Source organism: Rhizobium sp. WYCCWR 11152, from assembly GCF_013087615.1.
In the GTDB taxonomy this organism is placed as follows: Bacteria; Pseudomonadota; Alphaproteobacteria; order Rhizobiales; family Rhizobiaceae; genus Rhizobium; species Rhizobium indicum.
In genome coordinates this window covers 603449-629907 of sequence record NZ_JABFCP010000006.1, presented here as the reverse complement: position 1 = coordinate 629907, position 26459 = coordinate 603449, and the positions used below count along the sequence as shown (strand labels likewise).

31 protein-coding genes are annotated in these 26459 nt (G+C 60.8%); 15 read left to right on the top strand and 16 right to left on the bottom strand.

What is annotated here, in order from left to right; translation table 11 throughout:
* Window positions 1-18: 18 nt before the first annotated feature.
* From G9X67_RS08985 to G9X67_RS08970, 4 genes are read right to left on the bottom strand one after another with little or no spacing between them, the layout of a single operon-like run.
* Entirely contained in the window at window positions 19-1131 is a 1113-nt protein-coding gene (locus G9X67_RS08985) for an iron ABC transporter permease (RefSeq protein WP_138330235.1), read from the bottom strand.
* A gap of 2 nt (window positions 1132-1133) precedes the next feature.
* The gene (locus G9X67_RS08980) at window positions 1134-2063 is read right to left on the bottom strand and encodes an ABC transporter substrate-binding protein (protein WP_138330236.1); all 930 of its coding nucleotides are present in this window, start codon (window positions 2061-2063) and stop codon (window positions 1134-1136) included.
* 11 nt (window positions 2064-2074) lie between these two features.
* Window positions 2075-3124, bottom strand: a complete 1050-nt coding sequence (locus G9X67_RS08975) for a ChuX/HutX family heme-like substrate-binding protein (RefSeq protein WP_138330237.1) — start codon at window positions 3122-3124, stop codon at window positions 2075-2077.
* 8 nt (window positions 3125-3132) lie between these two features.
* Window positions 3133-3315, bottom strand: a complete 183-nt coding sequence (locus G9X67_RS08970) for a hemin uptake protein HemP (RefSeq protein WP_012758649.1) — start codon at window positions 3313-3315, stop codon at window positions 3133-3135.
* Window positions 3316-3491: 176 nt separating this feature from the next.
* On the opposite strand from G9X67_RS08970, the gene G9X67_RS08965 reads away from it, so the two are divergent.
* The 5 genes from G9X67_RS08965 to G9X67_RS08945 all read left to right on the top strand — a co-directional run bounded on the left by G9X67_RS08965 (window position 3492) and on the right by G9X67_RS08945 (window position 6411).
* Window positions 3492-3914, top strand: a complete 423-nt coding sequence (locus G9X67_RS08965; protein ID WP_138330238.1) for a hypothetical protein — start codon at window positions 3492-3494, stop codon at window positions 3912-3914.
* 56 nt (window positions 3915-3970) lie between these two features.
* Entirely contained in the window at window positions 3971-5302 is a 1332-nt protein-coding gene (locus G9X67_RS08960; protein ID WP_171598524.1) for a TonB family protein, read from the top strand.
* Between the two features lie 108 nt (window positions 5303-5410).
* Entirely contained in the window at window positions 5411-5818 is a 408-nt protein-coding gene (locus G9X67_RS08955; protein ID WP_138330240.1) for a DUF2325 domain-containing protein, read from the top strand.
* Complete coding sequence (locus tag G9X67_RS08950; protein WP_138330241.1) at window positions 5815-6087, top strand: hypothetical protein; 273 nt, start codon at window positions 5815-5817, stop codon at window positions 6085-6087. Before G9X67_RS08955 ends, G9X67_RS08950 begins: the two co-directional genes overlap by 4 nt.
* Window positions 6088-6096: 9 nt before the next feature.
* Entirely contained in the window at window positions 6097-6411 is a 315-nt protein-coding gene (locus G9X67_RS08945; protein ID WP_027663899.1) for an antibiotic biosynthesis monooxygenase, read from the top strand.
* Window positions 6412-6792: 381 nt separating this feature from the next.
* On the opposite strand, the gene G9X67_RS08940 is transcribed toward G9X67_RS08945, so the two are convergent.
* Both G9X67_RS08940 and G9X67_RS08935 read right to left on the bottom strand, forming a co-directional pair.
* Window positions 6793-7161 carry a DUF423 domain-containing protein gene (locus tag G9X67_RS08940; protein WP_171598523.1) on the bottom strand — a complete coding sequence of 123 codons (369 nt, stop codon included), beginning with the start codon at window positions 7159-7161 and terminating at the stop codon, window positions 6793-6795.
* On the bottom strand, window positions 7158-7583 hold the full coding sequence (locus G9X67_RS08935; protein ID WP_171598588.1) for a group II truncated hemoglobin: 426 nt from the start codon (window positions 7581-7583) through the stop codon (window positions 7158-7160). Before G9X67_RS08935 ends, G9X67_RS08940 begins: the two co-directional genes overlap by 4 nt.
* A 177-nt stretch (window positions 7584-7760) precedes the next feature.
* Here G9X67_RS08935 and G9X67_RS08930 point away from each other — a divergent pair, with 177 nt between their 5' ends.
* The 5 genes from G9X67_RS08930 to G9X67_RS08910 all read left to right on the top strand — a co-directional run bounded on the left by G9X67_RS08930 (window position 7761) and on the right by G9X67_RS08910 (window position 11281).
* Window positions 7761-8324 carry a TetR/AcrR family transcriptional regulator gene (locus tag G9X67_RS08930; protein WP_171598522.1) on the top strand — a complete coding sequence of 188 codons (564 nt, stop codon included), beginning with the start codon at window positions 7761-7763 and terminating at the stop codon, window positions 8322-8324.
* 18 nt (window positions 8325-8342) lie between these two features.
* Window positions 8343-8684: an SMR family transporter gene (locus G9X67_RS08925; RefSeq protein WP_168253327.1), complete on the top strand. Its 342-nt coding sequence runs from the start codon at window positions 8343-8345 to the stop codon at window positions 8682-8684.
* Window positions 8685-8878: 194 nt separating this feature from the next.
* Window positions 8879-9664 (top strand): ThuA domain-containing protein, encoded by a 786-nt coding sequence (locus tag G9X67_RS08920; RefSeq protein ID WP_171598521.1) that lies wholly within the window; start codon window positions 8879-8881, stop codon window positions 9662-9664.
* Between the two features lie 9 nt (window positions 9665-9673).
* Window positions 9674-10717 (top strand): Gfo/Idh/MocA family oxidoreductase, encoded by a 1044-nt coding sequence (locus G9X67_RS08915; protein WP_138330246.1) that lies wholly within the window; start codon window positions 9674-9676, stop codon window positions 10715-10717.
* Between the two features lie 126 nt (window positions 10718-10843).
* A complete protein-coding gene (locus G9X67_RS08910; protein WP_138330247.1) occupies window positions 10844-11281 on the top strand; it encodes an EamA family transporter in 438 nt (145 codons plus the stop codon).
* 102 nt (window positions 11282-11383) lie between these two features.
* On the opposite strand, the gene G9X67_RS08905 is transcribed toward G9X67_RS08910, so the two are convergent.
* The 6 genes from G9X67_RS08905 to G9X67_RS08880 all read right to left on the bottom strand — a co-directional run bounded on the left by G9X67_RS08905 (window position 11384) and on the right by G9X67_RS08880 (window position 17588).
* Entirely contained in the window at window positions 11384-11779 is a 396-nt protein-coding gene (locus G9X67_RS08905) for a DUF1236 domain-containing protein (RefSeq protein ID WP_003542187.1), read from the bottom strand.
* A gap of 120 nt (window positions 11780-11899) precedes the next feature.
* Window positions 11900-13009 carry an ABC transporter permease gene (locus G9X67_RS08900; RefSeq protein ID WP_138330248.1) on the bottom strand — a complete coding sequence of 370 codons (1110 nt, stop codon included), beginning with the start codon at window positions 13007-13009 and terminating at the stop codon, window positions 11900-11902.
* 1 nt (window position 13010) lies between these two features.
* On the bottom strand, window positions 13011-14138 hold the full coding sequence (locus G9X67_RS08895; RefSeq protein WP_138386826.1) for an ABC transporter permease: 1128 nt from the start codon (window positions 14136-14138) through the stop codon (window positions 13011-13013).
* On the bottom strand, window positions 14135-15880 hold the full coding sequence (locus G9X67_RS08890; protein ID WP_138330250.1) for an ATP-binding cassette domain-containing protein: 1746 nt from the start codon (window positions 15878-15880) through the stop codon (window positions 14135-14137). Before G9X67_RS08890 ends, G9X67_RS08895 begins: the two co-directional genes overlap by 4 nt.
* Entirely contained in the window at window positions 15877-16890 is a 1014-nt protein-coding gene (hlyD, locus tag G9X67_RS08885) for a secretion protein HlyD (protein WP_171598520.1), read from the bottom strand. Before hlyD ends, G9X67_RS08890 begins: the two co-directional genes overlap by 4 nt.
* Entirely contained in the window at window positions 16887-17588 is a 702-nt protein-coding gene (locus tag G9X67_RS08880; RefSeq protein WP_171598519.1) for a CerR family C-terminal domain-containing protein, read from the bottom strand. Before G9X67_RS08880 ends, hlyD begins: the two co-directional genes overlap by 4 nt.
* Before the next feature lie 433 nt (window positions 17589-18021).
* On the opposite strand from G9X67_RS08880, the gene G9X67_RS08875 reads away from it, so the two are divergent.
* Together G9X67_RS08875 and G9X67_RS08870 are read left to right on the top strand one after the other, a co-directional pair.
* Window positions 18022-18174: a hypothetical protein gene (locus G9X67_RS08875; RefSeq protein ID WP_003542181.1), complete on the top strand. Its 153-nt coding sequence runs from the start codon at window positions 18022-18024 to the stop codon at window positions 18172-18174.
* Between the two features lie 180 nt (window positions 18175-18354).
* Window positions 18355-18741 (top strand): hypothetical protein, encoded by a 387-nt coding sequence (locus G9X67_RS08870; protein ID WP_171598518.1) that lies wholly within the window; start codon window positions 18355-18357, stop codon window positions 18739-18741.
* A gap of 104 nt (window positions 18742-18845) precedes the next feature.
* On the opposite strand, the gene G9X67_RS08865 is transcribed toward G9X67_RS08870, so the two are convergent.
* Window positions 18846-19862 (bottom strand): NAD-dependent epimerase/dehydratase family protein, encoded by a 1017-nt coding sequence (locus G9X67_RS08865; RefSeq protein ID WP_171598517.1) that lies wholly within the window; start codon window positions 19860-19862, stop codon window positions 18846-18848.
* A 281-nt stretch (window positions 19863-20143) separates the two neighbouring features.
* On the opposite strand from G9X67_RS08865, the gene G9X67_RS08860 reads away from it, so the two are divergent.
* A complete protein-coding gene (locus G9X67_RS08860; RefSeq protein WP_171598516.1) occupies window positions 20144-21100 on the top strand; it encodes an endonuclease/exonuclease/phosphatase family protein in 957 nt (318 codons plus the stop codon).
* A gap of 35 nt (window positions 21101-21135) precedes the next feature.
* Here G9X67_RS08860 and G9X67_RS08855 read toward each other — a convergent pair whose 3' ends face one another.
* The 3 genes from G9X67_RS08855 to G9X67_RS08845 form a co-directional block, all read right to left on the bottom strand.
* Entirely contained in the window at window positions 21136-21441 is a 306-nt protein-coding gene (locus G9X67_RS08855) for a hypothetical protein (RefSeq protein ID WP_138330675.1), read from the bottom strand.
* A 118-nt stretch (window positions 21442-21559) separates the two neighbouring features.
* Entirely contained in the window at window positions 21560-22987 is a 1428-nt protein-coding gene (locus tag G9X67_RS08850; RefSeq protein WP_171598515.1) for a mannose-1-phosphate guanylyltransferase/mannose-6-phosphate isomerase, read from the bottom strand.
* 39 nt (window positions 22988-23026) lie between these two features.
* Entirely contained in the window at window positions 23027-24451 is a 1425-nt protein-coding gene (locus G9X67_RS08845) for a phosphomannomutase (RefSeq protein WP_171598514.1), read from the bottom strand.
* Between the two features lie 236 nt (window positions 24452-24687).
* Between G9X67_RS08845 and ung the strand changes: the two genes are divergently transcribed.
* Both ung and G9X67_RS08835 read left to right on the top strand, forming a co-directional pair.
* Entirely contained in the window at window positions 24688-25389 is a 702-nt protein-coding gene (gene ung, locus G9X67_RS08840) for a uracil-DNA glycosylase (RefSeq protein ID WP_171598513.1), read from the top strand.
* A gap of 135 nt (window positions 25390-25524) precedes the next feature.
* Window positions 25525-26457 carry a VOC family protein gene (locus G9X67_RS08835; protein WP_171598512.1) on the top strand — a complete coding sequence of 311 codons (933 nt, stop codon included), beginning with the start codon at window positions 25525-25527 and terminating at the stop codon, window positions 26455-26457.
* Window positions 26458-26459 lie beyond the last annotated feature (2 nt).

Here is a 26459-nt window from a genome sequence, read left to right as displayed (position 1 = left end):
GGTCACTCACGACATCACTCACAGGGCAAGGCGCGAACGCTGCCTCAGCAGGATCCACAGGAAGAACGGGCCGCCGACCGCCGCGGTGATGATACCGATCGGCAGCTCGGCCGGGGCGACCAGGGTGCGGGCCAGGACATCCGCGAAGATCAGCAGGGAGCCGCCGAGCAGCGCTGCGGCCGGCAGCAGGAAACGATGGTCGGGGCCGATCGCCATGCGCAGGATATGCGGTACGACGATCCCGACGAAACCGATGCCGCCGCTGACGGCGACGGACGCGCCGGTCGCCGCGGCGACGCCGACGATCGCGACATTCTTCAGCCGCTGCACCGGCACGCCCATATGAAAGGCGGCCGCCTCGCCGAGCGTGATGGCATTGAGGCCGCGGGCCATGAAGGGCAGGGCGGTGAAGGACAACAGGATGATCGGGCTGGCGGCGGCGATCTTCGTCCACGTGGCGCCGGCAAGCGAACCCATGCTCCAGAAGGTCAGGTCGCGTAGCTGCTGGTCGTTGGCCATGTAGATCAGCAGTCCCGTGATGGCGAGGGCGAGTGCGCCGAGTGCAATGCCGGCAAGCAGCATCGTCGCCACCGAGGTCTGTCCGTGACGGGTGGCGATCCTGTAGAGCAGCAGCGTCGTGACGAGGCCGCCGCCGAAAGCGGCTGTCGGCAGAGCGTAGATGCCGAGAAGCGCCTCGATTGGCGCTGCGAGACCGCCACCGAGGACGATCATCGCAACCGCGCCAAAACTTGCGCCGGAGGAGACGCCGACGAGGCCGGGATCGGCCAGGGGATTGCGGAACAGGCCCTGCATCACCGTACCGGAGACGGCAAGCGAGGCGCCGATCAGGAAGCCCAGGATCGCCCTCGGCAGGCGGATATCGAAGATGATGATCCGGTCACGCGTGCTGAGCGCCGTCTCGGAGCCGGCCATGTTGCTGATGACGTCGAGGATCGAGGCATCCGAGGCGCCTGTCGTCACCGAAAACAGCATCGAAAAGACCGAGCCGGCGACGAGCAGCGCGATCGCCAGCAAGGCGAGCCGCGTCCTGTCGCCCGCCTGCCTGATTTCGCGGATGTCCGCCATCGGGAATTGTCGCCTTTGTTCCATCATGGCTTGCGGCAGGGCCATGATCAGCCCCCGTAGATCGCCGTGTTGAGCTCACGCGCGGCGGCGGCGGTGCGCGGGCCGAAGCCGAGCAGGTAGACGCCATCCATTCGGATGATCGCTTTTTTCTCGCCTGCCGGCGTCAGCGCGATCGCCGGCTGAGCCAGCAGGTCCTCGTTTTTGGTGCCGGCGCCATCGCCGCGATTCATCATCAGGATGATGTCGGGCTTGGCTTCGATGATCGCCTCGTCCGTCAGCGGCTTGTAGCCCGGAAATGCGCCGACGGCGTTGATGGCGCCGGCGAGCTTGACGATGCCATCGGCGGCCGTGCCAGTGCCCGATGCCATGATCCGGCCGTTCTGGGCGCTGAGGATGAAGAGAACGCGCTTGCGCTCGGCCTCCGGGCGTTTTTCGGCATCGGCGATCGCCGCGTCGAGATCGGCGGCGACCTTTTCTTCAAGCGCCTTCGCCTTGTCGGGCACGCCCAGCAGCGTGCCGACACGGTCGATCTTGGCGATGATGCCGTCGCGGGTAAAGGCGCTCGGCACGGCCTCGAAGGGCACGCTGGCATTTTTCAGCACGGCCAGCGCCTCCTGCGGGCCCGAACCTTCGACGGCGATGATCGCGGTCGGGTTCATAGCGAGGATGCCTTCCGGCGAGAGCGCGCGCATGTAACCGACGTTCGGCAGCTTCAGCGCCGCCTCCGGATAGATGCTCGTCGTGTCGCGCGCGATCAGCCGGTTTTCCTCGCCGAGCGCATAGACGATCTCGGTGATGTCGCCACCGACAGAAACCAGGCGCGACGTGTCGAGCTTCTTTTCTTCGGCGTGGGCGGCGCGGATGAAGGCGAAGCCATCGACCGTCCGCGCCGTCGGGATCAGCGGCAGCGCCATGACCGCCGCCGTCAGGGCCAGTTCCAAAGGGCGGATCCGGCGCAGATTGTTACGCATCGTCATCGTTGCGATCCTTATGCGGCCACGCTTGCTGCCCGCGGCAGGTTTTCGATGATCTCGCGCCACTCGGCGCGTTCGTCGGAACCTTCCTGCCGCTTGCCGAAGAACTGGATGATCATCTCGCCTTCGGTATTGTAAGCTTCCAGCGAGGTGACGTGGCCGTCCGTGGTCGGCTTGCGCACGGCCCAGGTCTCGGCGATGTGATCCTGGCGCAGATGCAGGTGGAAGGTCGGATCCATGATGTTGATCCACGGCCCCATCGGCTGCACGTTGAAGATCGGGCCGGAATGGATCTGGACGATGCCGTCATTGGCGACGAAGCACATGATCGGCAGGCCGGATTTCACCGAGGCATGCATCATCTCTGCCGGCGCGCTGTTGTCGAGCTTCCAGGCATAGTCGTCGCCGACGGTGCGCACGGCCGCCTGGCGGCCGATCTTCAGGCGCTTCAGCATGCCGAAGAACTGATGTGTATCGGTGAGCTTGCTCCAGTTGTCGCGCAGTTCGTCGCGGCTGACGTCGGCGATCTCATCGGCGGCGTTCGAGGTTTCAGCCTCGACAAATTCCTGCGACTGGTCTTCCAGCTTCAACTCGGCGACGATTGCGTGATAGGCGTCGACATTCGAGCTTGGGCGCAGGTGCACCTTGTGCACGGCGTTGCCCGCCTTGTCGAAATATTGCAGGCTGAGGCGCTCCTGATCGCCATCCTTCTTGGATACGGCGAAACCATGCTCCCAGCGGCTCGGGAAGATGCGTAGGTCGATATTCTCGCCGAGAACGATCGCGGCCTGCGCCCCGCTCTTGATGTTTTCGAAGACACCGATCTTCTCGTGAACGGCACTTTCGTTGCGCGACAGCGCCATCACTTCGCCCAGGCGTTCAACGCGTTCGAGAAGCTTCAGCGCACTGCCATCGATGCGGGTCACGCTGATGCCGGTTTCGGCGGCGACGAGCGCTGCCTCGGAAATCTTCAATTGGGCGGCGATGTCACGCTCGCGCATTTTCGGATTCTCGGCGCGAAACGCACGGATTTCGGCTGGCGCCGGTCTTGTCTGTTCGGTCATGTCCTACCCTACTTATTGAGAATGAGCTTGCCCTGACGGGTGATCTTCAGGCGATAGACCAAGCCGTCATGTCTTATCATGATCTCGTTCGTGCCGCGGAAAAGATCCGCGCTTTCGACGATCCGGTGCTGCGCCGCAGGCTCGCTCTGCAGCGGCACATGCTTAAAGTTATCTGGCTTTTCAACCATCATTTCGGTTGGAAATTCCGTGAGGCCGGCGATCGGGGTCCCCGGTTGTGATGACAATTATCTTGACTTTATTACTCATAGTTTTTTAAAGACGCAATAGGAGACTATTGCAGTCAAGTTTTTGAGATTGCTGATATGAGGCCGCCTGGCGGCGGTTCGCGACAATGGCGGAGAAGATGATGACGGTTAGGTTTGCGGCTGTTGCAGCCGGCATGGTGATGGCGGTTTCAGGCATATGCCAGGCGCAGGATGCGGCAACCGCCAAGCTGAATGTCGAACTCAACGCTCTGGCGCCATCGCAAAAGGGCTGCATGATGACTTTTGTCGCCGAGAACAATCTCCAGACCCCGATCAACAAGATCTCCTTCGAGCTCGCTTTCTTCAACGACAAGAATTCCGTCGACCGCATCACCGTGCTCGACTTCCGCGATCTGCCGCAGGGCAAGAAGCGCGTGCGCCAGTTCGATATGCCGAATGTGAAGTGCGAGACGGTCACCCGCATCATCATCAACGACACGCCGGTCTGCGACGGCCCGGCGGCGGGCGAATGCATGAAGGGTCTCGTCACCCGTTCACAGATTTCCGTTCCCTTCGAGGGCTAAGGATACGCCGGGAACGATTCCCGGCGGACATGTTTCAGGCTGTCCGAGGCATACAAATGGCAATTTCAGCGAAGACCAGATCGAGACAGGTGCTCATCGGGGAGCCGGACGCTGACGGCGGTCTGAACGACAATAACATGCATCCCGGCCACGAGCTTTCCGACCTGCGCAATGTGCAGCGGCAGCCGGCGGGCGAGGCTGTGGTCCACTACGCGCGTTTCGCGCAGATACCCTCCTTTCCCGATCATCCGGAAGCCGAGCCGATAACCTCCGTTCCTGCGCCGCCGATGGATGCGGCGGTGGAAAAGCAGGAAGACGAGAAGAAGCCAGCGCGGCGACGGGTGGCGCTCGCCTGCGTTAGTTCGCTGATTTTCCACGCGACGCTGGCCGCTGTATTGATCATTGCTTTCCCTAAGGCGCCGGAGGAGACGCTGATGGAGGCGGGCGAAGCGATCAGCGTCGTCATGCTCGGCAGTTCTGACGCCGATCAGAGCGCCGCTGGCGAGACCGAGGTGACCATCCGGCAAGAAATTGTTCCGGAAGCTGTCGAACCCGACACGGGCAAGCCAGTAGAAACAACGGAAATGCAGCCGGAGGCCGTCCAACGGGAAACTGTCCAGCCGACCGATGCAGAGCCGGTCGAAGCCGTTCAGCCCACGCAAGAAGTCACGCGTCAGTCAGCGGAGACGGTGACCACCGCGGAACCAGAGGTGCTGGTATCGGAAACTCCTGCGGAAACTTCAGTTGCGCAGCCAATGTCGACAGTGGTGCCGGAGCAATCCCCGGAGATGCCGATAACATCCACCGAGCCACCCGTCGCAACCGCGATGCAATCCGAACCGGAAGAGATCAAGCCTGTCGAGACGGCCGCGATTTCTCCCGAGCCGGAGCCGCCTACAGAGATCGTCACGCCGCAGCCGAAACCGAAGTTGGAAAAGCCTGTAGAAAAGAAGCCGATCGAAAGAAAGCAGCCCCCGAAGAAGGCACAGGGTTCAGAGGGAGAGGCCAAACAGGAGTCACGCAGGGGCGCCGCGGACGGGCAGGCAGACGCCAATTCAGATAATAATTCACGCACGTCGGGCGGACGGAGTGGATCGGGCGGTGCATCCGAAGCCAATTACAAGGGCAAGATCGTCTCGCGACTGTTCCGTTGCGTTGACCGGATTGAATCGCGATATCGTCGCAATTCTGCATCCTTGAATGTCCGCATTACGATCAATCGCAACGGAGATGTCACCGCATCAGGCCTTGTCCGAGGTTCGGGCTTGGCCGAGGTGGACAGCGCCGTTTTGTCCCGGATCGCTTCCTGTAATCTTCCTGCTATGCCGGATGACTGGGCCGGATCCTCGCGCTCGTACAGTTTTCCTGTCCAAGTCACCGCTCGATAAATATGATAAAAACAATCAACTTTATACTTTACTCTAAAAATCAAGTTTAATAAGGTCCACCCGCACACGCAGGAATCGTGTGACGATCAACGAGCGAACGGGTGGCATATGGCTCGCAAGGGCAAGAAGGGTTCGAACCGGGAGGTCCGCGATAGCGCGGGCGAGGAAGCTGGTCAGGCATCCCTCGGACGGTCCAAACTGGATGGCCGCAGTTTCCTCTATGTCGGTGGCCGTGACTGCCAGGTGGCGCATCTTCGCCAGATCGCCAGCAATTTCGGCGCCGAGCTCATTCATCATGACGGCGGGTTGCGCGAAGCGGTTTCCCGCATCGATACCGTCCTTCCCTCGGTCGACTGCGTGTTCTGCCCGATCGACTGTATCAGCCACGATGCCTGCCTGCGTGTGAAGACTGGCTGCAAGAAATTCGGCAAGACCTTCATCCCGCTTCGCAACGGCAGCAAGTCCAGCCTGGAGCGTGCGCTGCAGACGATGAACGAACGAGACAATTCCCGATGAACGACCAGCGCCCCGACGGCTTCACCATGATCGGCCTGCATAAGCTCGCCGCGCAGACAGGCGAGGGCCTCGTGCCCGAACTCTACGAACTTTTCCAGCAGCATGCCGAACGCCAGCAGATTTACAAGAATGTGACGCTGTTCCCGACCTGGGAAGCGCGCATGCCCGGGGAAGCGACAACAAGACCGCTTGGCCCAGCAGCGGCAAACGGCGATAATGTTCTCGCCTTTCCCTTGCGTTCTGCAAGGGCGGGCAAGAGGAAGGCGTAGGGAGATTCCATGTATATCGCAATGAACCGCTTCAAGGTTGCAACCGGCAGCGAAGGCGATTTCGAGACGGTCTGGCGCAATCGCGATTCCAGCCTGCCCGAGGTGCCCGGTTTCGTCGAATTCCGCCTGCTGCGCGGCAAGGCCAACGAAGAGGAGGGCTATACGCTTTATTCCTCGCATACGGTCTGGAAAAGCGAAGCTGATTTTCAGAACTGGACGAAGTCCGAGAGCTTTCGCGCGGCGCACCGCAATGCCGGCGATCACAAGGCGATCTACAAGGGGCCGCCGGTCTTCGAGGGTTTCAACGTGGTCGACGGCATTTGATTTTGGTTGTTGCGGTTTCATGTGTAAAGGCGGGAAAGCGACGCACGGGTGTTGAGGCTTCGACTTGCAGGAGCAAGCCGGCTGGAACTGATCGAGGTTAAGTAGTTTGCCTCGCTAATGCTTGGTTTTTGCATTCGCTCTGCACCTCCCCCTCCGTCATTCCTGTGCTTGTCACAAGAATCCAGCCACGGCGCGTCTGCGCCGTGAATGAATCAATCCCGCCGAGAAGAGTCTTTCGCACCCAGGGACTTGGGTGCGCTGGATCCCTGTGACGAGCACAGGGATGAGGGAGGTGAGGCGAAGCTTCCCGTCAGCCGCCTCTATATGCCGCGAGCAATTTTACGAGCGCGTCCTCAGGAAGGGAGCTGCCCCCGACGCTTCTCACGCCTTAACCCGGAAGATCGCGCCTGCCGCAATGGCCAGCCAGCCAAGCATCATCGCCCAGCCGCCGCTCGGCGCGGCATAGGGGAAGAGGCCGGAGCCGGAAAAGCGTAGGGTGACGAGATCGCCCGCAAAAAGCAGCGTTCCGACAATCATCAGCAAACCGGCCAGCCAGGCGGTTCTGAGCCTGACGTTGCCGAGAGCCAATGCCAGCAGGGCAGGGGCGTGGGCAAGGCACATGGCAGATGCGGATGCCGCCAGATTGGCTTCGCCGCCATGGGCAGCAAGGGCGGCAAGCGCCACGCCGGCTACGCCAAACAGGCCGGCGAAGAGATAGAGCACCGGCTCCAGACGCGCGTTCAAGCTCATGGTTGTTCCTTGTCGTCAGGGGCCTTGTTGTCGGGGGCCTTGTTCTGCATGTGATAGGCGAGCCGTTCCACCGGCGCCCAGATGAGATCGCGCAGCGCTTGGCTCGATATCGTCTCGTCCAGGGCGCGGCGGAAGCAGAGCAGCCACTCGTCACGCTCGACAGGGCCGATCTCGGCGACGAAATGGCGGCTGCGCAGGCGCGGATGGCCGCGCTTGTCGGTATAGAGCGGCGGGCCGCCGAGATAACCGCTCATATATTCGTAGAATTTCTCTTCGCTGCCCGTAAGGCTCGGCGGATGCACAGCGCGCACGTTTCTCGCCTCCGGCAGCGTGTCCATCAGCTCGTAGAAACGGTGGGTCAGAGCTCGCACGACAGGATCGCCCCCGATCGCCTCATAGAGTGTGGTGACCTTCTCCGTCACGAAACCATCCCCGATCCCATCGCCATTACTCGACATTCCCCGGCCTCTTCATGCACCGGGCGGAAAATGATCGCAACTGTCATCAAGGTGCCGCGGCATTTCGCGCATAATGCCGGACAGCGGGGGTTGCGGCCGATTCTCCTTGACAAAACCGTCCGGACGGTATCTATTAGCTGAATGTCGAACGCTCATCATCGCAAGAAACAGCCCGTGCTCGTGCGCCAGCAGTTGCTGGAGGTCGCCGCGCGCCTTGCTGCCAGCGACGGCATGGCGGCCGTCACGCTCGATGCGGTTTCTGCCGCGTCCAGCGTCAGCAAGGGCGGGCTGCTGCATCACTTCCCAACGAAGAATGCGTTGCTCGATGCCCTGTTCGAGAGCTTGCTCGAAAAGTTCGACGCCGATGTAGAGGAACTGATGCGCGGCGATCCGTTGCCGCAGGGCCGCTTCACCCGCGCCTATCTGAGAGCGGTATCCGGTCTCAACGAGCGTCCCGACGATTCCAGGAGTTGGACGCAGGTGACGATCGCGCTTCTTGCCGAACCTCGACTGCGTCTTCGCTGGCGCCAATGGGTGCAGGCGCGGGCCGAGGAATATATCGGCACCGATTCCTCCCTCGATGCACAGGTCGTGCGTTTCGCCGCCGACGGACTTTGGTTCGCAGATACGTTGGAAAGCCATGATATCAACGGCGTTCTGAGGCGGGATCTCATCGATCGCCTTGTCGAACTGACCGGCAAGTAATTCGAAAGGGAATTCGCCATGAGCCAGGCCGCCGTCTACGGGCTGCTGTTTGCAGCCATCGTGCTCGAGGTCATCGGCACGACCGCGCTGCAACTGTCGCAGCAGTTCACCCGCATCGGGCCGACGGCACTCGTCGTCGCCTGTTATGCGGCCGCCTTCTATTGCCTGTCGTTGACGCTGAAAAGCATCCCCGTCGGTATCGCTTATGCAATTTGGAGCGCTTTGGGAATCGTACTGATTTCCTCGGTCGGCCTGGTGTTCTTCAAGCAGCGCCTCGACCTGCCGGCAATCGTCGGGCTCGGGCTGATCATATCCGGCGTTTTGGTCGTCAATCTATTTTCTAAATCGGTTTCGCATTGATATTGCTGCGATATTGCCAGGCGGTTTTTCTGTCTTCGGCCGGTAAATTTTCCCCTTTGTCAAAATACTGACAAAGGTCTATGTGTTCCTTGGACGTGGAGGAGACGAGGCGCAGCCAGCGCCGTTTTCCAAAGCGCTTTGAATTCTTCTGCTTTCCCGCCTATCGATACTTCCAGGTTCTACAGGAGCACATCATGGCCATTCGCACCGTCGTCTGGGGAGAGAATATCCACGAGAATACCAACGAAATCGTCCGGGGGATCTATCCCGAGGGCATGCACACGACGATCGCCAATGCGCTGAACACAGATCCCGCTATCTCGGCGACGACAGCGACGCTGCAGGAGCCGGAGCACGGCCTCAGCGAAGTCCGCCTTGCCGAAACCGACGTCCTGACCTGGTGGGGCCACAAGGATCACGGCGCGGTCTCCGACGTCGTTGTCGAGCGTGTCGCCAAACGCGTCTGGGAAGGCATGGGCCTGCTGGTGCTGCATTCCGGCCATTTCTCCAAGATCTTCAAGCGGCTGATGGGCACGCCCTGCGCGCTGAAATGGCGCGAGGCGGGCGAGCGCGAGCGTCTGTGGACGATCAACCAGCGCCATCCGATCGCCGCCGGCATCGGCGAGCATTTCGAGCTTGAGAACGAGGAAATGTACGGCGAGCAGTTTTCGGTGCCTGAACCGCTCGAAACGGTGTTCATCTCCTGGTTCCAGGGCGGCGAAGTGTTCCGCTCGGGCCTGACCTGGCGGCGCGGCGCCGGTAACATCTTCTATTTCCGTCCCGGCCACGAAACCTATCCGACCTATCACGACGTCAATGTCCAGAAGGTGCTGATCAACGGTGTGAGGTGGGCCTATAATCCCGAGGGTGCATTGAAGAGCATTACCGATGCCCCAAATGTGCCGGTAGAAAAAGCACTGGAGCCGATCGTCGAACGCGGCCCGAGACTGCACCAGACCGGCGAAGCCGGTTACCGCTGAGGAGCATCCATGCGACTACTCGTTCTTGGCACGGGGGTGATGGCGAAAAACCAGCTCGCCCGCTTCCCCCTCATCGACGGCGTGACGGTGGTCGGCGCCGTCGACACCGATCCCGAGCGGCTTTCGGCCTTCGCCGATAAGTTCAACATCGAAAAGCGGTTTCTTTCGCTGGAAGAGGCGATCGCCTGGGGTGAATTCGATGCGGCGACGAACGTCACGCCCGACCGGATCCATCACCCGACGACGATGGCGTTGATTGCCGCGGGCAAGCATGTGTTCTGCGAAAAGCCGCTGGCGGAGAACTATGCGAAGGCGCTTGAGATGACGGAGGCGGCCGAAAAGGCCGGCGTCATCAACATGGTGAACCTGACCTATCGCAACGTCGCGCCGCTGCAGCGCGCACGTGAGATGGTGCTCGCCGGCGAACTCGGCACGATCAGGCACGTGGAAGCTTCCTATCTCCAGAGCTGGCTGGTGTCGCGTGCCTGGGGCGATTGGCGCACGGAATCGACCTGGCTGTGGCGGCTTTCCACCGGCCACGGCTCGAACGGCGTGCTCGGCGACGTCGGCATCCATATCCTCGATTTTGCCGCCTATGGCGCGGCGACCGACATCGACCACGTCTTTGCGCGGCTGAAGACCTTCAACAAGGCGCCGGGCGGCCAGATCGGCGAATATCTGCTCGATGCCAATGATAGCTTCACCATGTCCGTCGATTTCGCCAATGGCGCGCTCGGCGTCATCCACGCCAGCCGCTGGGCGACAGGGCATCTGAACGAGCTGAAGCTGCGCATCTATGGCGAGAGGGGCAGCCTCGAGGTCATCCATCGTCCCAGCGGTTCCGAGCTGCATGGCTGCCTCGGCGAGGGTGTCGAAACTGCCACCTGGACGCAGATCGAAGTTGAACCGGTGGCGACCAATTACGAGCGTTTTGCCGAGGCCGTGGCAAGCGGCATCCAGCCGGACCCGAACTTCCGCCACGCCGCCAACCTGCAGAAGGTGCTCGACCTTGCGATGGTGACCGAGCGCGAGCGGCGCGAACTGAAGGTCTGACGAGATATCGAACCGCTCACGATAGGAACGTCGTGAGCGGTTTCCTCGCCGCATATCTTCGTAAGGCAGTCTATATTCTTGTTTTTCCTGCCTCTGGTAGGTTTGAGGCATAACAGGGCAAGCCGCATGAAAAGCCTTCTGACAAGCTGGCCGCTTTGGGCGCTTCTTTCCGCCGGCTTTGCTGCGCTCACGGCGATTTTTGCCAAAGTCGGCGTCGAGAACGTGAATTCCGATTTCGCGACCTTCATTCGCACCATCGTCATCCTGCTGGCGGCGGGAATGATGGTCCATATCTCAGGCAGCTGGCAGGAGCCGTCCTCGGTGTCGAGCAGGAGCTGGCTCTTCCTGGTGCTCTCCGGCCTTGCCACCGGCGCATCCTGGATTTGCTATTTTCGAGCCCTGAAGCTCGGCGATGCCGCCCGCGTCGCGCCGATAGACAAGCTGTCCGTCGTCTTCGTGTCCGTCTTTGCGGTGCTGTTCCTCGGCGAACGCCTAACGCTTCCGAACTGGCTTGGCGTCATTCTGATTGCGGGAGGCGCCGTACTCGTCGCCTACAGGGCTTAACCGGCGACAAGCACAATGGGTTTTCGCAAAGGCACGAAAAACGGCCCCGCCGAAGCGGGACCGGAAGTTGCCGAGCCGCAACAGGCGGCTTCGGTTGCCTGATTATTCTATCACCTGCACCACGCGGTGGGTGCGGGGTTCGACAATCACGTGTTGATTGTTAATGACCGTATAGGCATATTTCGGATTGTCAGGCACCGGCGTCACGACGACGTCTGCCGGAAGCGGCTTGCCGACGACAATTGGTTCCTGGACGACCACGGAGGCGGTCGGGGCCGGCTGCTGCTGGACATAGGTGACGACCTCGCGCGGCGGCGGATCAACAACGGCACCGGCGACACCGCCGGCCACGCCGCCAATGGCGGCACCCACGGGGCCGCCGACGATTGCGCCGGTGATGGCGCCACCGGCTGCACCGGTCACGGCTCCGTCAGCCAGCGCATTGGTGGCGAGCGACGACAGCGCAAGGGCGCTGGAGACAAGTAGGATCTTGTACATTTTGCTTCTCCTTTGCTGGGGTTGCGCTTGGGTAACGACCGCGCCAATCCGAGGTTCCGGCAGGAGAGAGTCACGCTTTGGAAGGCCGGTTCACATTCTGTGAGGCGGCCGAAGCATTGATTATTCCAGCCGCCGGCGGAAGAGCCAGGCGGCGGCGCTGAGGGTGACGGCGGCAATCAGCGCCAGCGGGATCGTCTGGTTCACCACCTCGCTCAACGGGATATCCTTGAGGAAAACGCCTTTGACGATCACCAGGAAATAGCGCAGCGGATTAACGAGCGTTACCGGCTGCAGCCAGCCCGGCATGTTCTCGATCGGTGTCGCGAAGCCGGAGAGCAGCATGGCTGGGACCATGAACAGAAAGGCGCCGAGGATCGCCTGCTGCTGTGTCATCGACAGCGCCGAGATGAACAGGCCGAGGCCGGCGACCGAGCCCAAATAGAAGATTGCGCTGCCGTATAGCAGGAAGAGCGAGCCACGCAGCGGCACGTCGAAGAGGAAGACGGCGGCCAGGATATAGACGGTGATGTGGAAGAGGCCGATCATCATCGGCGGGATCAGTTTGCCGATCAGGATCTCGTGGATGCGCAGCGGCGAGACCATCAACTGGTCGAAGGTGCCGAGCTCGCGCTCGCGAGCGATCGACAGCGCCGTGACGATGAGGCCGATCAGCAGCGCGATGCTAGCGATCAGGTTCGGCACCATGAACCATTGATAGGTGAGGTTCGGGTTGAACCAGTTGCGCGGCACTGTCGAGACGATGTCGGCACCGGCGCGTTTGCCGGCCGGCGTCTCGGCGGCGAGGGCGGCGCCGATCTGCGAGAGATAGCCCGCGACGATCTGCGAGGCGTTGGAGCGGCGGCCGTCGAGCACCACCTGCAGGTCGGCCGGCGCTCCCGCCTCAATATTGCGCGAAAAGTCCGGGCCGATCTCAACGGCGGCAATGGCCGTCTGGTTGTCGATCGCCACCCGGACCTCCGCCTGGCTTCCTGCAATCTCGATTTTCCGGAAGGTCGGCGAGCCATCGATGCGCTCGATCAGTTCCTGGCCCCAGTGACCGCTGTCGCGGTTGAGGATCATCACGTCGACATTGCGGACTTCGAGCGTCGCCGCATAGGAGAAGACGAGAAGCTGGACGATCGGTGGGCCGATCAGGATGGCGCGGCCCTTGGGATCACGCAGGACGGCGAGCAGCTCCTTGACGATCAGGGCGTAGAGCCTTGTCCACATCTCAGCCGATCCTCTTTCTGGTGCTGCGGGCCGCCAGCACGAACATGATGGCGCCGATCGTCAGCATCACGCCGATTGCCTGCAGAAACATCGGCCAGATGTCGCCGGCGAGGAACACCGTCTGCAGGCTGGGGATCAGGTAGCGTGCCGGCACGATGAAGGTGATCCACTGGATCACGGTCGGCATGGAATTGATCTCGAAGAGGAAGCCAGACAGCAGGAAAGCAGGGAGAAAGGCCGAGATCAGCGCCAGCTGCGAGGCGAGGAACTGGTTCTTCGTGGCCGTCGAGATCAACAGGCCCTGGCCGAGGGCCGGGATCAGGAAAGCGGCCGACAGTGCGTAAAGAGCGGCGACGGAGCCGCGAAACGGCACGCCGAAGAGAAAGACCGCAAGCAGCACGCAGAGCGTCATCGAGGTGAGGCCGAGCAGGAAATAGGGCAGGATCTTGCCGGCGAGCAGTTCGACCGCCGTCACCGGTGTCGCCATCATCGCCTCCATTGTGCCCCGCTCCCATTCGCGGGCGACGACGAGCGAGGTCAGAAGCGTGCCGACCAGCGTCATGACGATGGCGATCGAGCCGGGCACGAGGAAATTGCGGCTGGTAAGTTCGGGGTTGAACCAGAAGCGCTGCTCGACCGAAATGGCGGGACTGTGGGAGGCGACGTCCGCCTGCCTCTGCCGCTCCCAGTTGGCAACAGTGCCTTGGGCATAATTCTGCACAAAATTCGCCGTGTTCGGTTCGGAGCCATCGACGATCACCTGGATACCGGGCCGGTTGCCGGCGGTGTAGCGCGTGGTGAAATCGGCGGGGATGACGACGATGCCGCGCAGCTTGCCGAGCACGAGGTCTTCCTCGAACAGACGCCGGTCGCGGCCGATGGCCACATCGAAATAGCGCGAGGCCTGGAAACTGGCCGACAGATCCTGCGTCAGCGGCGTCATCTCCTCGGTCACGAGGCCGATGCGGGTGCGGGTGGTATCGAGCGAGACGCCGTAGCCGAAGAGAAATAGCAGGATCAGCGGCAGCACGAAGGCGATGAGGATACTGCTCGGATCGCGGATCGCCTGGAAGCTTTCCTTGCGCACCAGAGCTGAAAGACGCCGAAGTTGACCGGAGGAGGCGCTCATGCGGCATCCTCCGCTTCCGATTGCTGTACGAGGGCGATGAAGGCGTCCTCCATTGTCGGGTCCGGCAGCTCCTTGGTCGCGACGCGGGCCTTCAATTCATCGGGCGAGCCGAGCGCGATCGAGCGGCCGCGATAGATCAGCGAGATGCGGTCGCAATATTCCGCCTCGTCCATGAAGTGGGTGGTGACGAGCACCGTGACGCCCTTTTCGACCAGCGCGTTGATATGCGTCCAGAATTCGCGTCGGGTGATCGGATCGACGCCGGAGGTCGGCTCGTCGAGGAAGAGGGCGCGCGGCTCGTGCATGACGGCGCAGGCGAGCGCCAACCGCTGTTTCAGGCCGAGTGGCAGGTCCTTGGCCGGCTGGCTGACATGGCGACCGAAATCGAAGATACTGGCCATGAGATCGATGCGCTCGCGCCGGTGTTTTCCGCGAAGGCCATAGACGCCGGAGAAGAATTCAAGGTTCTGCATGACGGTCAGATCGCCGTAGAGCGAGAATTTCTGCGCCATATAGCCGAGCTGGTTGCGGGCCTCGGCGGCATCGCGGCGAAGGTCGAAACCGGCAACGCGGCCTTCGCCGCCGGTCGGCTTCAGCAGGCCGCAGAGCATCTTGAAGGTGGTGGATTTGCCGGCGCCGTTCGGGCCGAGTAGGCCGAAGATTTCGCCGCGGCGGATATCGAAGCTGATATTGTCGGCAGCGGTGAAATCGCCGAAGCGCTTGGTCAGCCCCTTGGCCTCAATCACCGGCCGGTCGTCATCGCCCTTCGTCGGTTCTTGCGCCTCGGCCAGCCTCGAGCGGCCGCCAGGACCACCACCCAGCATGTCGATAAAAGCATCTTCGAAGCGCGGCGGGGCAGGGGCGAGCGTTGCACCATCGCCGGCCGAGCCGATATCCGGTTTCTTGTCCTTGGCGGCGACGAGGCGGATCGCTTCGCCCTGGATCACGCCGTCGATGACGCCATCGGCCTGCAGAAGCCCGGCAAGCACCTGCCGGCGGCGCCCTGTCATGCCCGAGACGCGAAAAACCCGGTCGCTGACGCGGCCGGTCATGTCATCAGGTTTTCCCGAAAACAGCAGCTTTCCCTGGTTCAAGAGCAGCACATGGTCGCAGGCTTCAGCCTCGTCGAGATAGGCGGTCGACCAAAGGACGCCGATGCCTTCCTTCGTCAGGTTCTCGACCATCTTCCAGAGATCGCGGCGCGAGATCGGATCGACGCCGACGCCCGGCTCGTCGAGTAGCAGCAGCCGCGGCTTCTTCAGAAGCGCGCAGGCAAGGCCAAGCTTTTGCTTCATGCCGCCGGAGAGCTTGCCCGCCAGCCTGCCGGTGAAACGCTTGAGATCGGTGAAGGTCAGCAGCTCGTCGAAGGCGCTTGCGCGTTCGCTCTTCGGCAGGCCGCGCAGATCGGCATAGAGATCGAGATTTTCCTGCACCGAAAGGTCCTCATAGAGACCGAAGCGCTGCGGCATGTAGCCGATCGCCGCCTGGATGCCGGCGGGGTTCTTGCGCGTGTCGAAGCCGAGAACCTCCATCGTTCCCGTGTCGGGCAGCATCAGGCCGGTCATCAGGCGGATCAGCGTCGTCTTGCCGGCGCCGTCAGGCCCGACGAGACCGGTGATTGCGCCGCCGCCGATCATGCCGGAGACGGCGTCAAGGGCGGCTGGCGCATCGCCGAAGCGCTTGGTGACGCCGTCGATCCGGACGAGCGGCTTGTCGCCCCGGCCGGTCTCGGCGGCGGTCATTGTCCACCCGCCATCGGCGTGGGAAAACGCACGGTGACCGGCATGCCCTGGCGCAGATCCGGGCCGGGCTTGTCGATGACGATCCTGAGGCGATAGACGAGGTCTGTCCTCAGCTCCGGCGTTTCCACCGATTTCGGAGTGAATTCGGCAACCGGCGAGATGAAGCCGATCGTGCCTTCATAGGGTTTGTCGGGCGCCGTATCGGAGGTGGCCGCAACCTTCATGCCGGGATGGATGCGGCCGAGATCGGGCTCGGCGACATAGGTGCGCACCCAGACGGGTTCTGTCAGCGACAACACGAAGACGGTGTCGGCGGGGGAAACGATGGCGCCGTTCTCCCGCACACGGGAGAGCATGACGCCGTCGTTTGGCGCGCGCAATTGGGTATCCTCCAGCGAGGTGCGGGCCGAGGCGAGTGTAGCCTGCGCCGCCTTCAATTGGGCGTCGGCAGCGGCGATATCCTCGACACGGGAGCCTTCCAGGAGCAGTTTCAACGCCTCGTTGGCGGAGTCGGAGCGTGCGGCGGCCATGGCCCGCGCAGCGGTCGCCTGATCAAGGCTTGCCTCGGAGATCGTGCCCTGCGGGCGCAGCTGGCGGGCGCGATCATAGGCGAGGTTGGCATTGCGGAGATCGGCGATACTTTCGTCATAGGCGGCGCGCGCCTGGGCAATCTCTGTCGGTCGCGGACCGGCCTTCAGCTTGTCGAGCGTTGCCTGGAGGGCTGCGACATTGGCTTCGCCCGAGCGGACCGCAAATTCATAGGGTGCTGCATCGAGCTTTGCGAGAACGTCTCCGCTCTTGATGACGTCGCCTTCGTCGGCGTGGAGTTCAGCGAGACGGCCGCTGACACGGAAACCGAGCGAGACCTGACGGATATCGACATTGCCGTAAAGGACGAATTCACGGCTGGCCTCGGGCAACCAGCCGAGCTTTTGGGGCAGGGCGTACCACCAGGCGGCGGCACCTGCCGCAACGAGAAGAAGGATGGCGAGGGGAAGGATGCGTTTCATGCTGCACTTCCTTTGGATGCGCCGATGGCATCGACCAGTTCTGCAGCCAGGCCGCGCACGGTTTCCACCTGTTCCGGGCCGACGCCGTCCCACTGCATCTGGGCGAGCACGGCTGCATGGGCGACGCGAAAGACGAGGATGCTGCCGAGAAGTGTGAAGGTGCGCAGGCGCACATGTTCCGAGGCGGGATCCTCATGAAGGATGGCGCCGATCAGCCGCCGGCCCATCTCGATCATCGACCGCATGAGGCCCTGATAGATCCGTGTGAAGGCTTCTGTCGGCTCCATCTGCTCGCGGATCAGGAAGCGCGCCCAGGATTCGGATTCCTTGCCGACGAACAGCGTCACCATGGTCTGCAAAATCTCGGTCAGGAAATGGCGAGCCTCCGCTTCACCAAGCGGTTTGCCGGCAGCGTCGAGCGCCAGCAGATGCGCGCCGACGCGCGCCCTCATGTCACCGAAATGCGTATTGATCCGCATCATCAGATATTCGGCGGTGGCGATGTAGAGACCTTCCTTGCTGCCGAAATAATAGGGGATTGCCTGCAGGTTGACGCCGGCCGCTTCCGTGAGCTGGCGCGTCGAGGCGCCGTCGAAGCCATAGCGGCCGAAGACGTCGAGGGCGGCGGATAGCATCTTCTGACGCGCGATCTCGGCACGGGCGGAGGCCGGTGACTGGTTGTCGTGTTCTTGGGTCATGACAGTTTTATAACATTGACAAGAAAATAAGTCAATCGATTGATATATTTTTGGAGCGGATGCCTTCGCTGATGCAAGGGCAATAAACGTAACATCTCGCATGGCTGGATGCGTGGCCTGATTGGGGATCGAGATGTGCCGTTCAGCGGTTCAGCGTCAATTCGGATCAGGGCGATCTAAGCTGCTCTGGAAAACGTTCGGAAACAAGGCAAAGAGACCCGTGGGAACGGGTCTCTCAGGGTTCTCGGGGTGGGAAGAGGAACCAAGCCTCGGGGTCGGCTGCTAACAGGTAGCGCTACAATATCGCTAATTTTCACGACACTAATATGTCTGGTGCCGACCGGCTGCAAAACAAAAAGCCCGCCACTTCTCGTGATCCCTGTGGCTATGTTTTGACACAAAACTGCCTTGCTCTTTCCGTATCGCCGGTACGATGCGTATTCAGATTTATATTATCGCGCTGCTGCTCAGTGCCATCATGTGGTCGATCTCATTCGATGCGGCGCGCGAATCCTATCATGCCGCGCAAAGCGCGGGCGTGATGCCGAACCTGCATATCAACAAGAAGCTGGATCGCATTTTGTAGACTGCGATACAGCATCCAGGTCATTGCCGATGTTGCGCACTCGGACCGCGGGCCGGGACCTCATTTTTTGTGCGTCAAGCCCTTCCGGACAGAAAATCAAATTTCGTAAAATTTGACCGATCCGCTTAAAAGCCCTGAAAATACTGATGTGTAGAGTGGTCTCATGAAAGCGACCGAAGCGTGGACAGACGCATCGATCGTTTGGAGCCGGGCAAACCGAAAGCCCGCCGATCCGCAAACGGGGACTTCAGCATGCACAGAACTCTTGCCGCCATCGCCTTGACCCTGACCATCACTGCCGCCGCCGAGCCGGCATTCGCCGTCGGCCCAGCAAGCCTTGCCCGCGACCTGATGTACACCTCCGCCATCGGCCATTCGCCCGAGGTTCCGTTGACGACCCGCGCCGGTTTCGTGCGCCCAGGCGTTCCTTTCGTCCTGCGCAGCCCGGCTACGGTCGAGGGCGAGGGCTACCGGCTCAAGACCTATTCGCAGAGCCTAACCGTTGTCGTCGGTTACGTGTTTTCGACGGCGGTCGAAGCCGTGCAGGCAGTTACGTTTCTTCGCTGATACCTAGCCAGATCTTAGGCCGATCAGGGCCTAAGATCATCCGCACCCAAAGCGCGTCGCATGTCGTTGTCGCAAAACCGCTACACACTTTTGCGCGACATCCGCTAGGCGTCGAGTTCGCCGCGCACATCGAGATACCAGTCGACGAAGGCCTTGACGCCGACCTCCAGGGTCGTATCCGGCTTGTAGCCCGTCAGTGCAACGAGCAGATCGGGGGCCGCGAAGGTGCGCGGCACGTCCCCCTTCTGCATCGCCAGCATCTTGCGAATGGCAGGACGGCCGAGCGCTTTTTCCACGGTTTCGACGAAATCCATCAGGCTGACCGGCTGGCCTCCGCCAATATTGACGACACGGAAGGGCGCCTGGCGCGAGAGCGTTTCGACAGTCGTGTTTTCGAGGCGATTTTCCTCGGATGGGACGACCGCCGATAGCCTGACGATCGCCTCGATGAGATCGTCTATATAGGTGAAGTCACGGCTCATGTTGCCTTCGCCGTAGATCTCGATCGGCTGGCCTTCAAGCATGTTCTTGGTGAATTTGAACAGCGCCATGTCGGGCCGGCCCCATGGGCCATAAACGGTGAAAAAGCGAAAAGCCGTGGTTGGAATCTTGTGAAGATGGGCATAGCTGTGCGCCATCAGTTCCATCGATTTCTTCGTCGCCGCATAGATGGTCAGCGGCTCGTCGGCGCGATCGGTCTCGTGAAAGGGGACGGTCGCATTGGCGCCATAGATCGATGATGTCGAGGCCAGCATCAGATGGCGGATTTCGACGCGCCGCGCAATTTCCATGATGTTCCACGAGCCTTCGACGTTCGAACGAAGATAGGCTTCTGGATTTTCCAGGCTGTAGCGCACGCCGGCCTGTGCGGCGAGATGAATCAGGATATCGGGCTTGGCCGCCAGAACAGCCGCTTCCAGCGCTGGCCGGTCCTCAAGCATTGCGATGACGGGTCTGAAGGCCGGAAACTGGGAGAGTGCGGCATGGCGCATCTCCTTGAGCTTGACGTTGTAATAGGGAGTGAGTCCATCAAAGCCTGTGACGTCATGCCCTTCCTGCAGCAGGCGCCTGGCCAGATGAAAACCGATAAAGCCGGCAGTCCCTGTAATGAAGTAGCGCATTCCCACCTTTTCTCGGCTCCCTGCTGACGGCAAAGAGCCGATTCCGTATCACGTGACCCCACTTACAAGATAAAAAGAGGCCGAGTCGATAGGTCTTTGAACGAGAAGGCCACAGCATCCTCTCGACCATCGGCGGCTTGTCGGCCGCTGCCTTGCCGGATGAGGGCGGGACCATCGATATCGTCCGTCGGTCGGCCGCAACTCCCGGCCGCTATGCTGCATTGCAACATGTTGGCTTGCATGTTATGGCCGGCCGGTCGTCTGCAAGCAGGTCAGGATCGATGAGAGATATAATTTATTGGATTCTCTGCGCGTTTCTGACCGTTGCCATGGCGATCGTGTCGTTACGCTATGTCACGAACTTCTGGCTTCTGTCTTTCGTTTATAGTTTTCAGGTTCACCTCGGCGTCGTGTTCGTCGCCGCCAGTCTCGTCGTTCTGGCTATCAAAAGGCAGATTTACGGCTTTATCCTTCTGCTTGCCTCGATTCTTCTCATCGCTCACGGCGTCATCATGCTGCGCGAGTTCTCGCAGGGCGACAGAGGCACCGACAGGCCGCCGCTTTTTCGTCTGATGTCGTTCAACATCGCGATCGACAACTGGAAAAACTCGACTGAAATCACCGACATGGTGATCGCGTCGAATGCCGACGTCGTCAATCTGCTCGAAGCCAAGCCGCTGACGTTTCACCTGCAGCAATTGTTCAAGGCCTATCCCTACCATATCGGTTGCGATGCCGGGAAGGATACATGCGATACGCTGGTGCTCTCCAAACGCCCGTTCGTCAGCCGGCAGGTCGCAAGTATGGGCAGCCTGCGAAAAAACAGGCTCATTATAGCAAGCGTCGACTTCGGAGGCGAGACCATCAATCTGGTTTCGGCGCACCTGACCAAACCCTACTTCGATGATTTCCAGATGGCTGAATTGGACGATCTCGGCAAAGCGCTTGGCTCGATCGACGGGCCTCTGGTGCTGTCAGGTGATTTCAACTCCTCGGTGATCGCCCCGAGCATCCAAGCTTTCCTGCGCGAGCAGAAGCTGAAAACGATCACGCCAGAACCGGCAACATGGCCGATCGGCGCCGGCGCGCTCGGGATCGCCATCGACCACATATTTGCGCGCGCGCCGCTTCATCTGACATCGCTCAAACGTCTTGATGACAACCTCGGCTCGAACCACTCGGGTCTGATCGCCGACTTCGTTCTCGACAAGGATGGCGAAGCGTCACCGGCAAAATGATTTTGCCCGGGCAAGGAAATCTGCCGGGCCACAAATCAGAATCTGGTTCGGCCGCCTTTTTTGTCGATCATCTGAAACCTCTTGCCGTCGGTCTTCACGTTGACGCAATCAGTCTTCTTGCTGGGGAATAGGACGCACACCTGGCCATTGGTTATCTTGTAGCCATTCTTATTGCCGTCGCGATATTCGTAGCCGTTCTTGGCTTCTTTGAGTTCGGACGTACCGGGCAGGTGCTGGCGAATTTCCGACTCGTTTGCGGTTCGCATGCTTGCCGTTTCGGCAAACGCCATTCCCGGCACCAAGATTGCAAGGAATCCGGCGAGGACGGGCAAGGTACGCATCAGGGGGATATCTCCGGTCATGTCTGTCGGTACATCCATTCTACGAGAACCCCAAGAGGAAATTCAACAGTGAGGATGGTCGCGCCGGAAAAGGCCCGACCATCGCTCCGGCTGCGATTTACGTTCTTCCAAACTCATCGACGATACGGATGATGTCGTCCTCGCCGAGATAGGAGCCCGTCTGAACCTCGATGAGCTCGAGAAGAATCTTGCCGGGGTTGGCGAGGCGGTGGACTTCGCCGAGCGGGATGTAGACGCTTTCGTTCTCGCGCAGCATCCGCACGTTCTCGCCGACCGTCACCTCAGCCGTTCCCTTGACGACGATCCAGTGTTCGGAACGATGGTGGTGTTTTTGCAGCGAGAGCTTCTTGCCCGGCGTGACGAAGATACGCTTCACTTGGAAGCGGTCGCCGTTGAAGATGGAGGTATAGCCGCCCCAGGGGCGATAAGATGTCGGATGGGTTTCGGTGAATTTCGCGGTAGTGGAAGAAGACGCCAGCATCTTGACCAATTGTCCGACATTCTGGCTGTCTTTGAGCGGTCCGACATAGACGGCGTCCTCGCTGGCGATGACGGCGACATCCTCCATGCCCTGGACGGCAAGATGCACACCACGGGTCATGACGAGCGAATTGCGGGTATTGACGACGGTGGTGTTTGCGGCGGCAACATTGCCGTTGTCGTCGCGCGCGCCTGATTTCCAGACTGAATCCCAGCTGCCCATGTCCGACCATTTGAACGGCGAGGGGACGACGGCTGCCTTGGAGGTCTTTTCCATGATCGCATAATCGATGGAGATATCGGGGCTCTTGGCGAAATGGTCGGCGTCGAGACGGGTGAAATCAAGGTCGCGGCTCGCCTTCGAAACGGCCTTGCTGGCCGCCTTCAGCACATCGGGTGCATATTCCTGCAGTTCGGCGATAAGTTCTGTCACCGGGAACATGAAGATGCCCGAGTTCCAGTAGAAGCCGCCGTCGGCGAGCATCTGCTCGGCCTTCTCAAGTGCCGGCTTTTCGACAAAGCGCTTGACCTTGTGCGCACCGTTTTTGAGGGCATCGCCGATCTCGATATAGCCGTAGCCTATCGCCGGCTCAGTCGGGTTGATGCCGAAAGTGACGAGGCTGCCATCGGCAGCAGCATCGCGGGCGATGCGGATGCAATCGAAATAGCTCTTGTCGGCGAGAATTTCGTGATCCGAAGCGAGCATCTGGATGATGGTGCCCTTGCCGAACAGCTCGCCAGCGAGCGTTGCAGCGGCGGCCACTGCTGCGGCTGTGTTGCGGGCGACCGGTTCGAGCAGGACTGCAGCGAGCGGGATGGCAAGCTCGCGTGCCTGCTCGGCGACCAGGAAGCGGAATTCCTCATTGGTGACGACGATCGGGGCTTCATAGAGCTCGGGATCGGAAACGCGTTCAAGAGTTTCCTGAAACAACGTCTTGTCGCCGACGAACTGGATGAATTGTTTCGGTGCGGTGGCACGGGAAAGCGGCCAGAGCCGCGTGCCTTTGCCGCCGGCCATGATCACGGGAACGATTTTCTGCGTCATAGGCGGGTTCCTTGAAGTAGACGGCTTGTTGGTCGCATGTTACCGGGCGCCTGCCCAGTCTGTTATTCGATTGAGCCCTGTATTCAGCAGCTCCAGGGCTGCAGCTTCGCTGCCGGCCTCCGTGTAGCAGCGCATTTCCGGGGCATTGCCGGACGGGCGGAAATGAATGATGCCGCCATCTCTCAGCGTCACCCGAAGTCCGTCGATGTCGGATTTCGTCGCTACCTCGCCGATCGGCTGCAGGAAAGCCGAGAGATTTTCGTCCGAAGCACGCAGATGCTCCATCAGCGCGGCACTCGTCTCCAGCGGAAAATTCTCCAGGCGGTCGGCGGCGGCAAAGGGCAGCTGATAGGAGGCGGCAACGGCCGAAAGCGGCTGCTTGCGGATGGCTGCGAGCGACAGGATCGCGAGCATCGGGATAAAACAATCGCGTGTCGGCAAGGCACGTACGTTCCGGCCGTTGATATCAAAGGCGGTTGCGGTCAGCAGCCCGCCATTGGCTTCAAAGCCCATGACATGATCCTTGCCAGCCGCCACGGCCTCTTCCATGCCTGAAATGACGAAGGGTGAGCCGACGCGGGTGCGCCGGACGGCGAAAGAGCCCGCGGCCTCGATGCCGGAATTGGAGGTAACCGGTGTCACCACCGTGCCGGCGCCGAGGAAATTGGCTGCCACAAGGCCGAGAAGGTCACCGCGCAACGGCGTGCCGGTTTCGTCTGCGACCAGCGGACGGTCGCCGTCGCCATCGGTCGAGACGATCGCATCGAACTTGTGCTCGGACACCCAGCGCTTCATCAGCGTGATCGTCTCGTCTGAAACGGCTTCGGTGTCGACGGGAATGAAACTCTCCGAACGTCCAAGAGCGGTGATCTCGGCGCCGTAATGGGCGAGAACATCAACCAGCAGGTCACGGGCGACGCTGCTGTGCTGGTAGACACCGATCTTCATGTCGGACAGCGCGCCCTGCGGAAGCAGGGCTGCATTGCGTTCGAAAAAGAGCTGCCGGCAGATCGCTTCATGCTCCTCCGTCTCGGCTGGCGCCTGCGCCACCGTTTCACCGGTTCGCTCGATCTCGGCCGCCAATGCGGTGATAGCAGCCTCGTCCGATTTGTCGATCTCACCATCCGGGCGATAGAATTTGATGCCGTTGCGGTCCGCCGGAATATGCGAGCCCGTAACCATCAGGCAGGCGGCCTTGCTGTCGAGGCAATAGAGGGCAAGGGCGGGCGTGGGGACATTGCCGCAGTCGAAGATCCGGAAGCCGAGCGCGGCAAGCGCACCGGCACAATTTCCCGAGATTTCAGGGCTCGAATCGCGAAAATCGCGGCCGATCAGAATGACGTCGCCGGTCCGCGCCTTGCCTGTCTGCAGCAGATATTTGCCGAACGCGGTGGCGTAGAGGGCGGAGGCGCGTCCCTTGAGGTCGACTGAAAGTCCGCGAAGGCCGCTCGTGCCGAATTTCATGGGAAGACATGGCTCCGATTTCACCATCAAAGTTCTACTCAGGCCGCCTGCCGGCGTAAATACCAAAGCCATCATATAGTTAAATACGGACGACGATGCCTCGGACAGCCTCGCAATCTTCTCTCACCGAATTCTGAAGGTGTAGACCATTGCCGAGCCGACAGGCATTGCAGCGTAGATTGATTTTGTTAGAACCGTGTGTCCGTTGTTTCGTCCTATGCGAAGGATTTTCCTAGATGAGCGATACATCCGTCAGTCTCGAGGAGAGCTGGAAAGCCACGCTGGAGGGGGAGTTTTCAAGCCCCTACATGCAACAGCTCAAATCCTTCCTCGTCGCGCAGAAAGAGGTCGGCAAGCGGATTTTCCCCAAGGGCAGCGAATATTTCCGCGCTCTTGATCTGACGCCGATCTCCAACGTCAAGGCCGTCATCCTCGGCCAGGACCCGTATCATGGAGTCGGGCAAGCCCATGGGCTGTGTTTCAGTGTCCGGCCGGGCGTGCGCATACCGCCCTCCCTGGTCAATATCTACAAGGAGATGGAGACGGATCTTGGTATAACGCCGGCACGTCACGGTTTTCTAGAACATTGGGCAAAGCAGGGCGTACTCCTGCTGAACAGCGTGCTGACCGTCGAGGAAGGGCAGGCGGCTGCTCATCAGGGAAAGGGGTGGGAACGCTTCACCGACGCCGTCATCCGCAAGGTCAACGATGAATGCGAATCCGTAGTCTTCATGCTGTGGGGTTCCTATGCCCAACGCAAGGCCGCCTTTGTCGATACGACGCGGCATCTTGTGCTCAGAGCGCCGCATCCCTCGCCGCTTTCGGCCCATAACGGTTTTTTTGGCTGCGGGCATTTTTCGAAGGCGAATGCCTTCTTGCAGTCGCGCGGACGTGCGCCGATCGACTGGCAATTGCCGGCCGATCCCCATGGGGCGTAGGTGTGAACGGACTTTGTCGTTCGTTCACTAAAAGAAGACAATGCGTTTTGGTCTACGGGTCTGTTCTACGGGAGTTTCAGCGCGCATCTTAGCCTCATCGAAAGCCCGCAACGGCGGGCATGAAAGGGGTTTGACATGCTCGATCAGATCAAGGGTCTGCACCACGTCACGTCGATGGCGCAGGATGCCCGCACCAACAACCAGTTTTTCACCAATGCGCTCGGCCTGCGACGCGTCAAGAAGACGGTGAATTTCGACGCGCCCGATGTCTATCACCTCTATTATGGTGACGAGACCGGTGCGCCCGGCACGGTCATGACCTATTTCCCGTTCCCGAAGATGGCGCAGGGCCGTCCCGGTACCGGCGAAGTCGGCACGACTGTGTTTTCCGTTCCGCAAGGTTCGCTCGGCTTCTGGAGCAATCGCTTTGTCGCGCTTGGTGTCGGCGGCCTTAAGGCTGAGGAAAGTTTCGGCGAAAAACGGCTGAACTTCTCCGGCCCGGATGGCGATGGCTTCGCGCTCGTCGAGGTCAAGGATGACGCCCGCCAGGCCTGGACACATGGCGGCATCAACGAAGACCATGCCATTTACGGCTTCCACTCCGTCGCCATGCGGCTGAGGGACGAGGGCGCCACGGCCGAACTCTTGAAGTTCATGGGTTACGAGGTCGCCGAGGAAAGGGACGGCGTCAAGCGGCTGATCAAGCCTTCCGGCAATGGCGCGCATCTCATCGATCTCGAGACCATGCCGAACATTGCGCGCGCCCTTCCGGGCGCCGGCTCCGTCCACCATGTCGCCTTCGCCGTCGAAAACCGCGAGAAGCAACTCGAAGTGCGCAAGGCGCTGATGGACACCGGTTATCAGGTCACGCCGGTGATCGACCGCGATTATTTCTGGGCGATCTATTTCCGCACGCCGGGCGGCGTGCTGTTCGAGGTCGCGACCAATGAGCCCGGCTTCGACCGCGACGAGGATACGGCCCATCTTGGCGAAGCCCTGAAACTGCCGCAACAGCACGCCCATCTTCGCGCGCTGCTCGAGCAGCATCTGCAGCCGCTCGAAGTGTGAGG

What these genes read in the sequence shown, in the direction of transcription:
- G9X67_RS08985 (WP_138330235.1), bottom strand. Translation starts at nt 1,131, where the DNA reads ATGGCCCTGCCGCAAGCCATGATGGAACAAAGGCGACAATTCCCGATG.
- G9X67_RS08980 (WP_138330236.1), bottom strand. Translation starts at nt 2,063, where the DNA reads ATGACGATGCGTAACAATCTGCGCCGGATCCGCCCTTTGGAACTGGCC.
- G9X67_RS08975 (WP_138330237.1), bottom strand. Translation starts at nt 3,124, where the DNA reads ATGACCGAACAGACAAGACCGGCGCCAGCCGAAATCCGTGCGTTTCGC.
- G9X67_RS08970 (WP_012758649.1), bottom strand. Translation starts at nt 3,315, where the DNA reads ATGATGGTTGAAAAGCCAGATAACTTTAAGCATGTGCCGCTGCAGAGC.
- G9X67_RS08965 (WP_138330238.1), top strand. Translation starts at nt 3,492, where the DNA reads ATGACGGTTAGGTTTGCGGCTGTTGCAGCCGGCATGGTGATGGCGGTT.
- G9X67_RS08960 (WP_171598524.1), top strand. Translation starts at nt 3,971, where the DNA reads ATGGCAATTTCAGCGAAGACCAGATCGAGACAGGTGCTCATCGGGGAG.
- G9X67_RS08955 (WP_138330240.1), top strand. Translation starts at nt 5,411, where the DNA reads ATGGCTCGCAAGGGCAAGAAGGGTTCGAACCGGGAGGTCCGCGATAGC.
- G9X67_RS08950 (WP_138330241.1), top strand. Translation starts at nt 5,815, where the DNA reads ATGAACGACCAGCGCCCCGACGGCTTCACCATGATCGGCCTGCATAAG.
- G9X67_RS08945 (WP_027663899.1), top strand. Translation starts at nt 6,097, where the DNA reads ATGTATATCGCAATGAACCGCTTCAAGGTTGCAACCGGCAGCGAAGGC.
- G9X67_RS08940 (WP_171598523.1), bottom strand. Translation starts at nt 7,161, where the DNA reads ATGAGCTTGAACGCGCGTCTGGAGCCGGTGCTCTATCTCTTCGCCGGC.
- G9X67_RS08930 (WP_171598522.1), top strand. Translation starts at nt 7,761, where the DNA reads ATGTCGAACGCTCATCATCGCAAGAAACAGCCCGTGCTCGTGCGCCAG.
- G9X67_RS08925 (WP_168253327.1), top strand. Translation starts at nt 8,343, where the DNA reads ATGAGCCAGGCCGCCGTCTACGGGCTGCTGTTTGCAGCCATCGTGCTC.
- G9X67_RS08920 (WP_171598521.1), top strand. Translation starts at nt 8,879, where the DNA reads ATGGCCATTCGCACCGTCGTCTGGGGAGAGAATATCCACGAGAATACC.
- G9X67_RS08915 (WP_138330246.1), top strand. Translation starts at nt 9,674, where the DNA reads ATGCGACTACTCGTTCTTGGCACGGGGGTGATGGCGAAAAACCAGCTC.
- G9X67_RS08910 (WP_138330247.1), top strand. Translation starts at nt 10,844, where the DNA reads ATGAAAAGCCTTCTGACAAGCTGGCCGCTTTGGGCGCTTCTTTCCGCC.
- G9X67_RS08905 (WP_003542187.1), bottom strand. Translation starts at nt 11,779, where the DNA reads ATGTACAAGATCCTACTTGTCTCCAGCGCCCTTGCGCTGTCGTCGCTC.
- G9X67_RS08900 (WP_138330248.1), bottom strand. Translation starts at nt 13,009, where the DNA reads ATGTGGACAAGGCTCTACGCCCTGATCGTCAAGGAGCTGCTCGCCGTC.
- G9X67_RS08895 (WP_138386826.1), bottom strand. Translation starts at nt 14,138, where the DNA reads ATGAGCGCCTCCTCCGGTCAACTTCGGCGTCTTTCAGCTCTGGTGCGC.
- G9X67_RS08890 (WP_138330250.1), bottom strand. Translation starts at nt 15,880, where the DNA reads ATGACCGCCGCCGAGACCGGCCGGGGCGACAAGCCGCTCGTCCGGATC.
- hlyD (WP_171598520.1), bottom strand. Translation starts at nt 16,890, where the DNA reads ATGAAACGCATCCTTCCCCTCGCCATCCTTCTTCTCGTTGCGGCAGGT.
- G9X67_RS08880 (WP_171598519.1), bottom strand. Translation starts at nt 17,588, where the DNA reads ATGACCCAAGAACACGACAACCAGTCACCGGCCTCCGCCCGTGCCGAG.
- G9X67_RS08875 (WP_003542181.1), top strand. Translation starts at nt 18,022, where the DNA reads ATGCGTATTCAGATTTATATTATCGCGCTGCTGCTCAGTGCCATCATG.
- G9X67_RS08865 (WP_171598517.1), bottom strand. Translation starts at nt 19,862, where the DNA reads ATGCGCTACTTCATTACAGGGACTGCCGGCTTTATCGGTTTTCATCTG.
- G9X67_RS08860 (WP_171598516.1), top strand. Translation starts at nt 20,144, where the DNA reads ATGAGAGATATAATTTATTGGATTCTCTGCGCGTTTCTGACCGTTGCC.
- G9X67_RS08855 (WP_138330675.1), bottom strand. Translation starts at nt 21,441, where the DNA reads ATGCGTACCTTGCCCGTCCTCGCCGGATTCCTTGCAATCTTGGTGCCG.
- G9X67_RS08850 (WP_171598515.1), bottom strand. Translation starts at nt 22,987, where the DNA reads ATGACGCAGAAAATCGTTCCCGTGATCATGGCCGGCGGCAAAGGCACG.
- G9X67_RS08845 (WP_171598514.1), bottom strand. Translation starts at nt 24,451, where the DNA reads ATGAAATTCGGCACGAGCGGCCTTCGCGGACTTTCAGTCGACCTCAAG.
- ung (WP_171598513.1), top strand. Translation starts at nt 24,688, where the DNA reads ATGAGCGATACATCCGTCAGTCTCGAGGAGAGCTGGAAAGCCACGCTG.
- G9X67_RS08835 (WP_171598512.1), top strand. Translation starts at nt 25,525, where the DNA reads ATGCTCGATCAGATCAAGGGTCTGCACCACGTCACGTCGATGGCGCAG.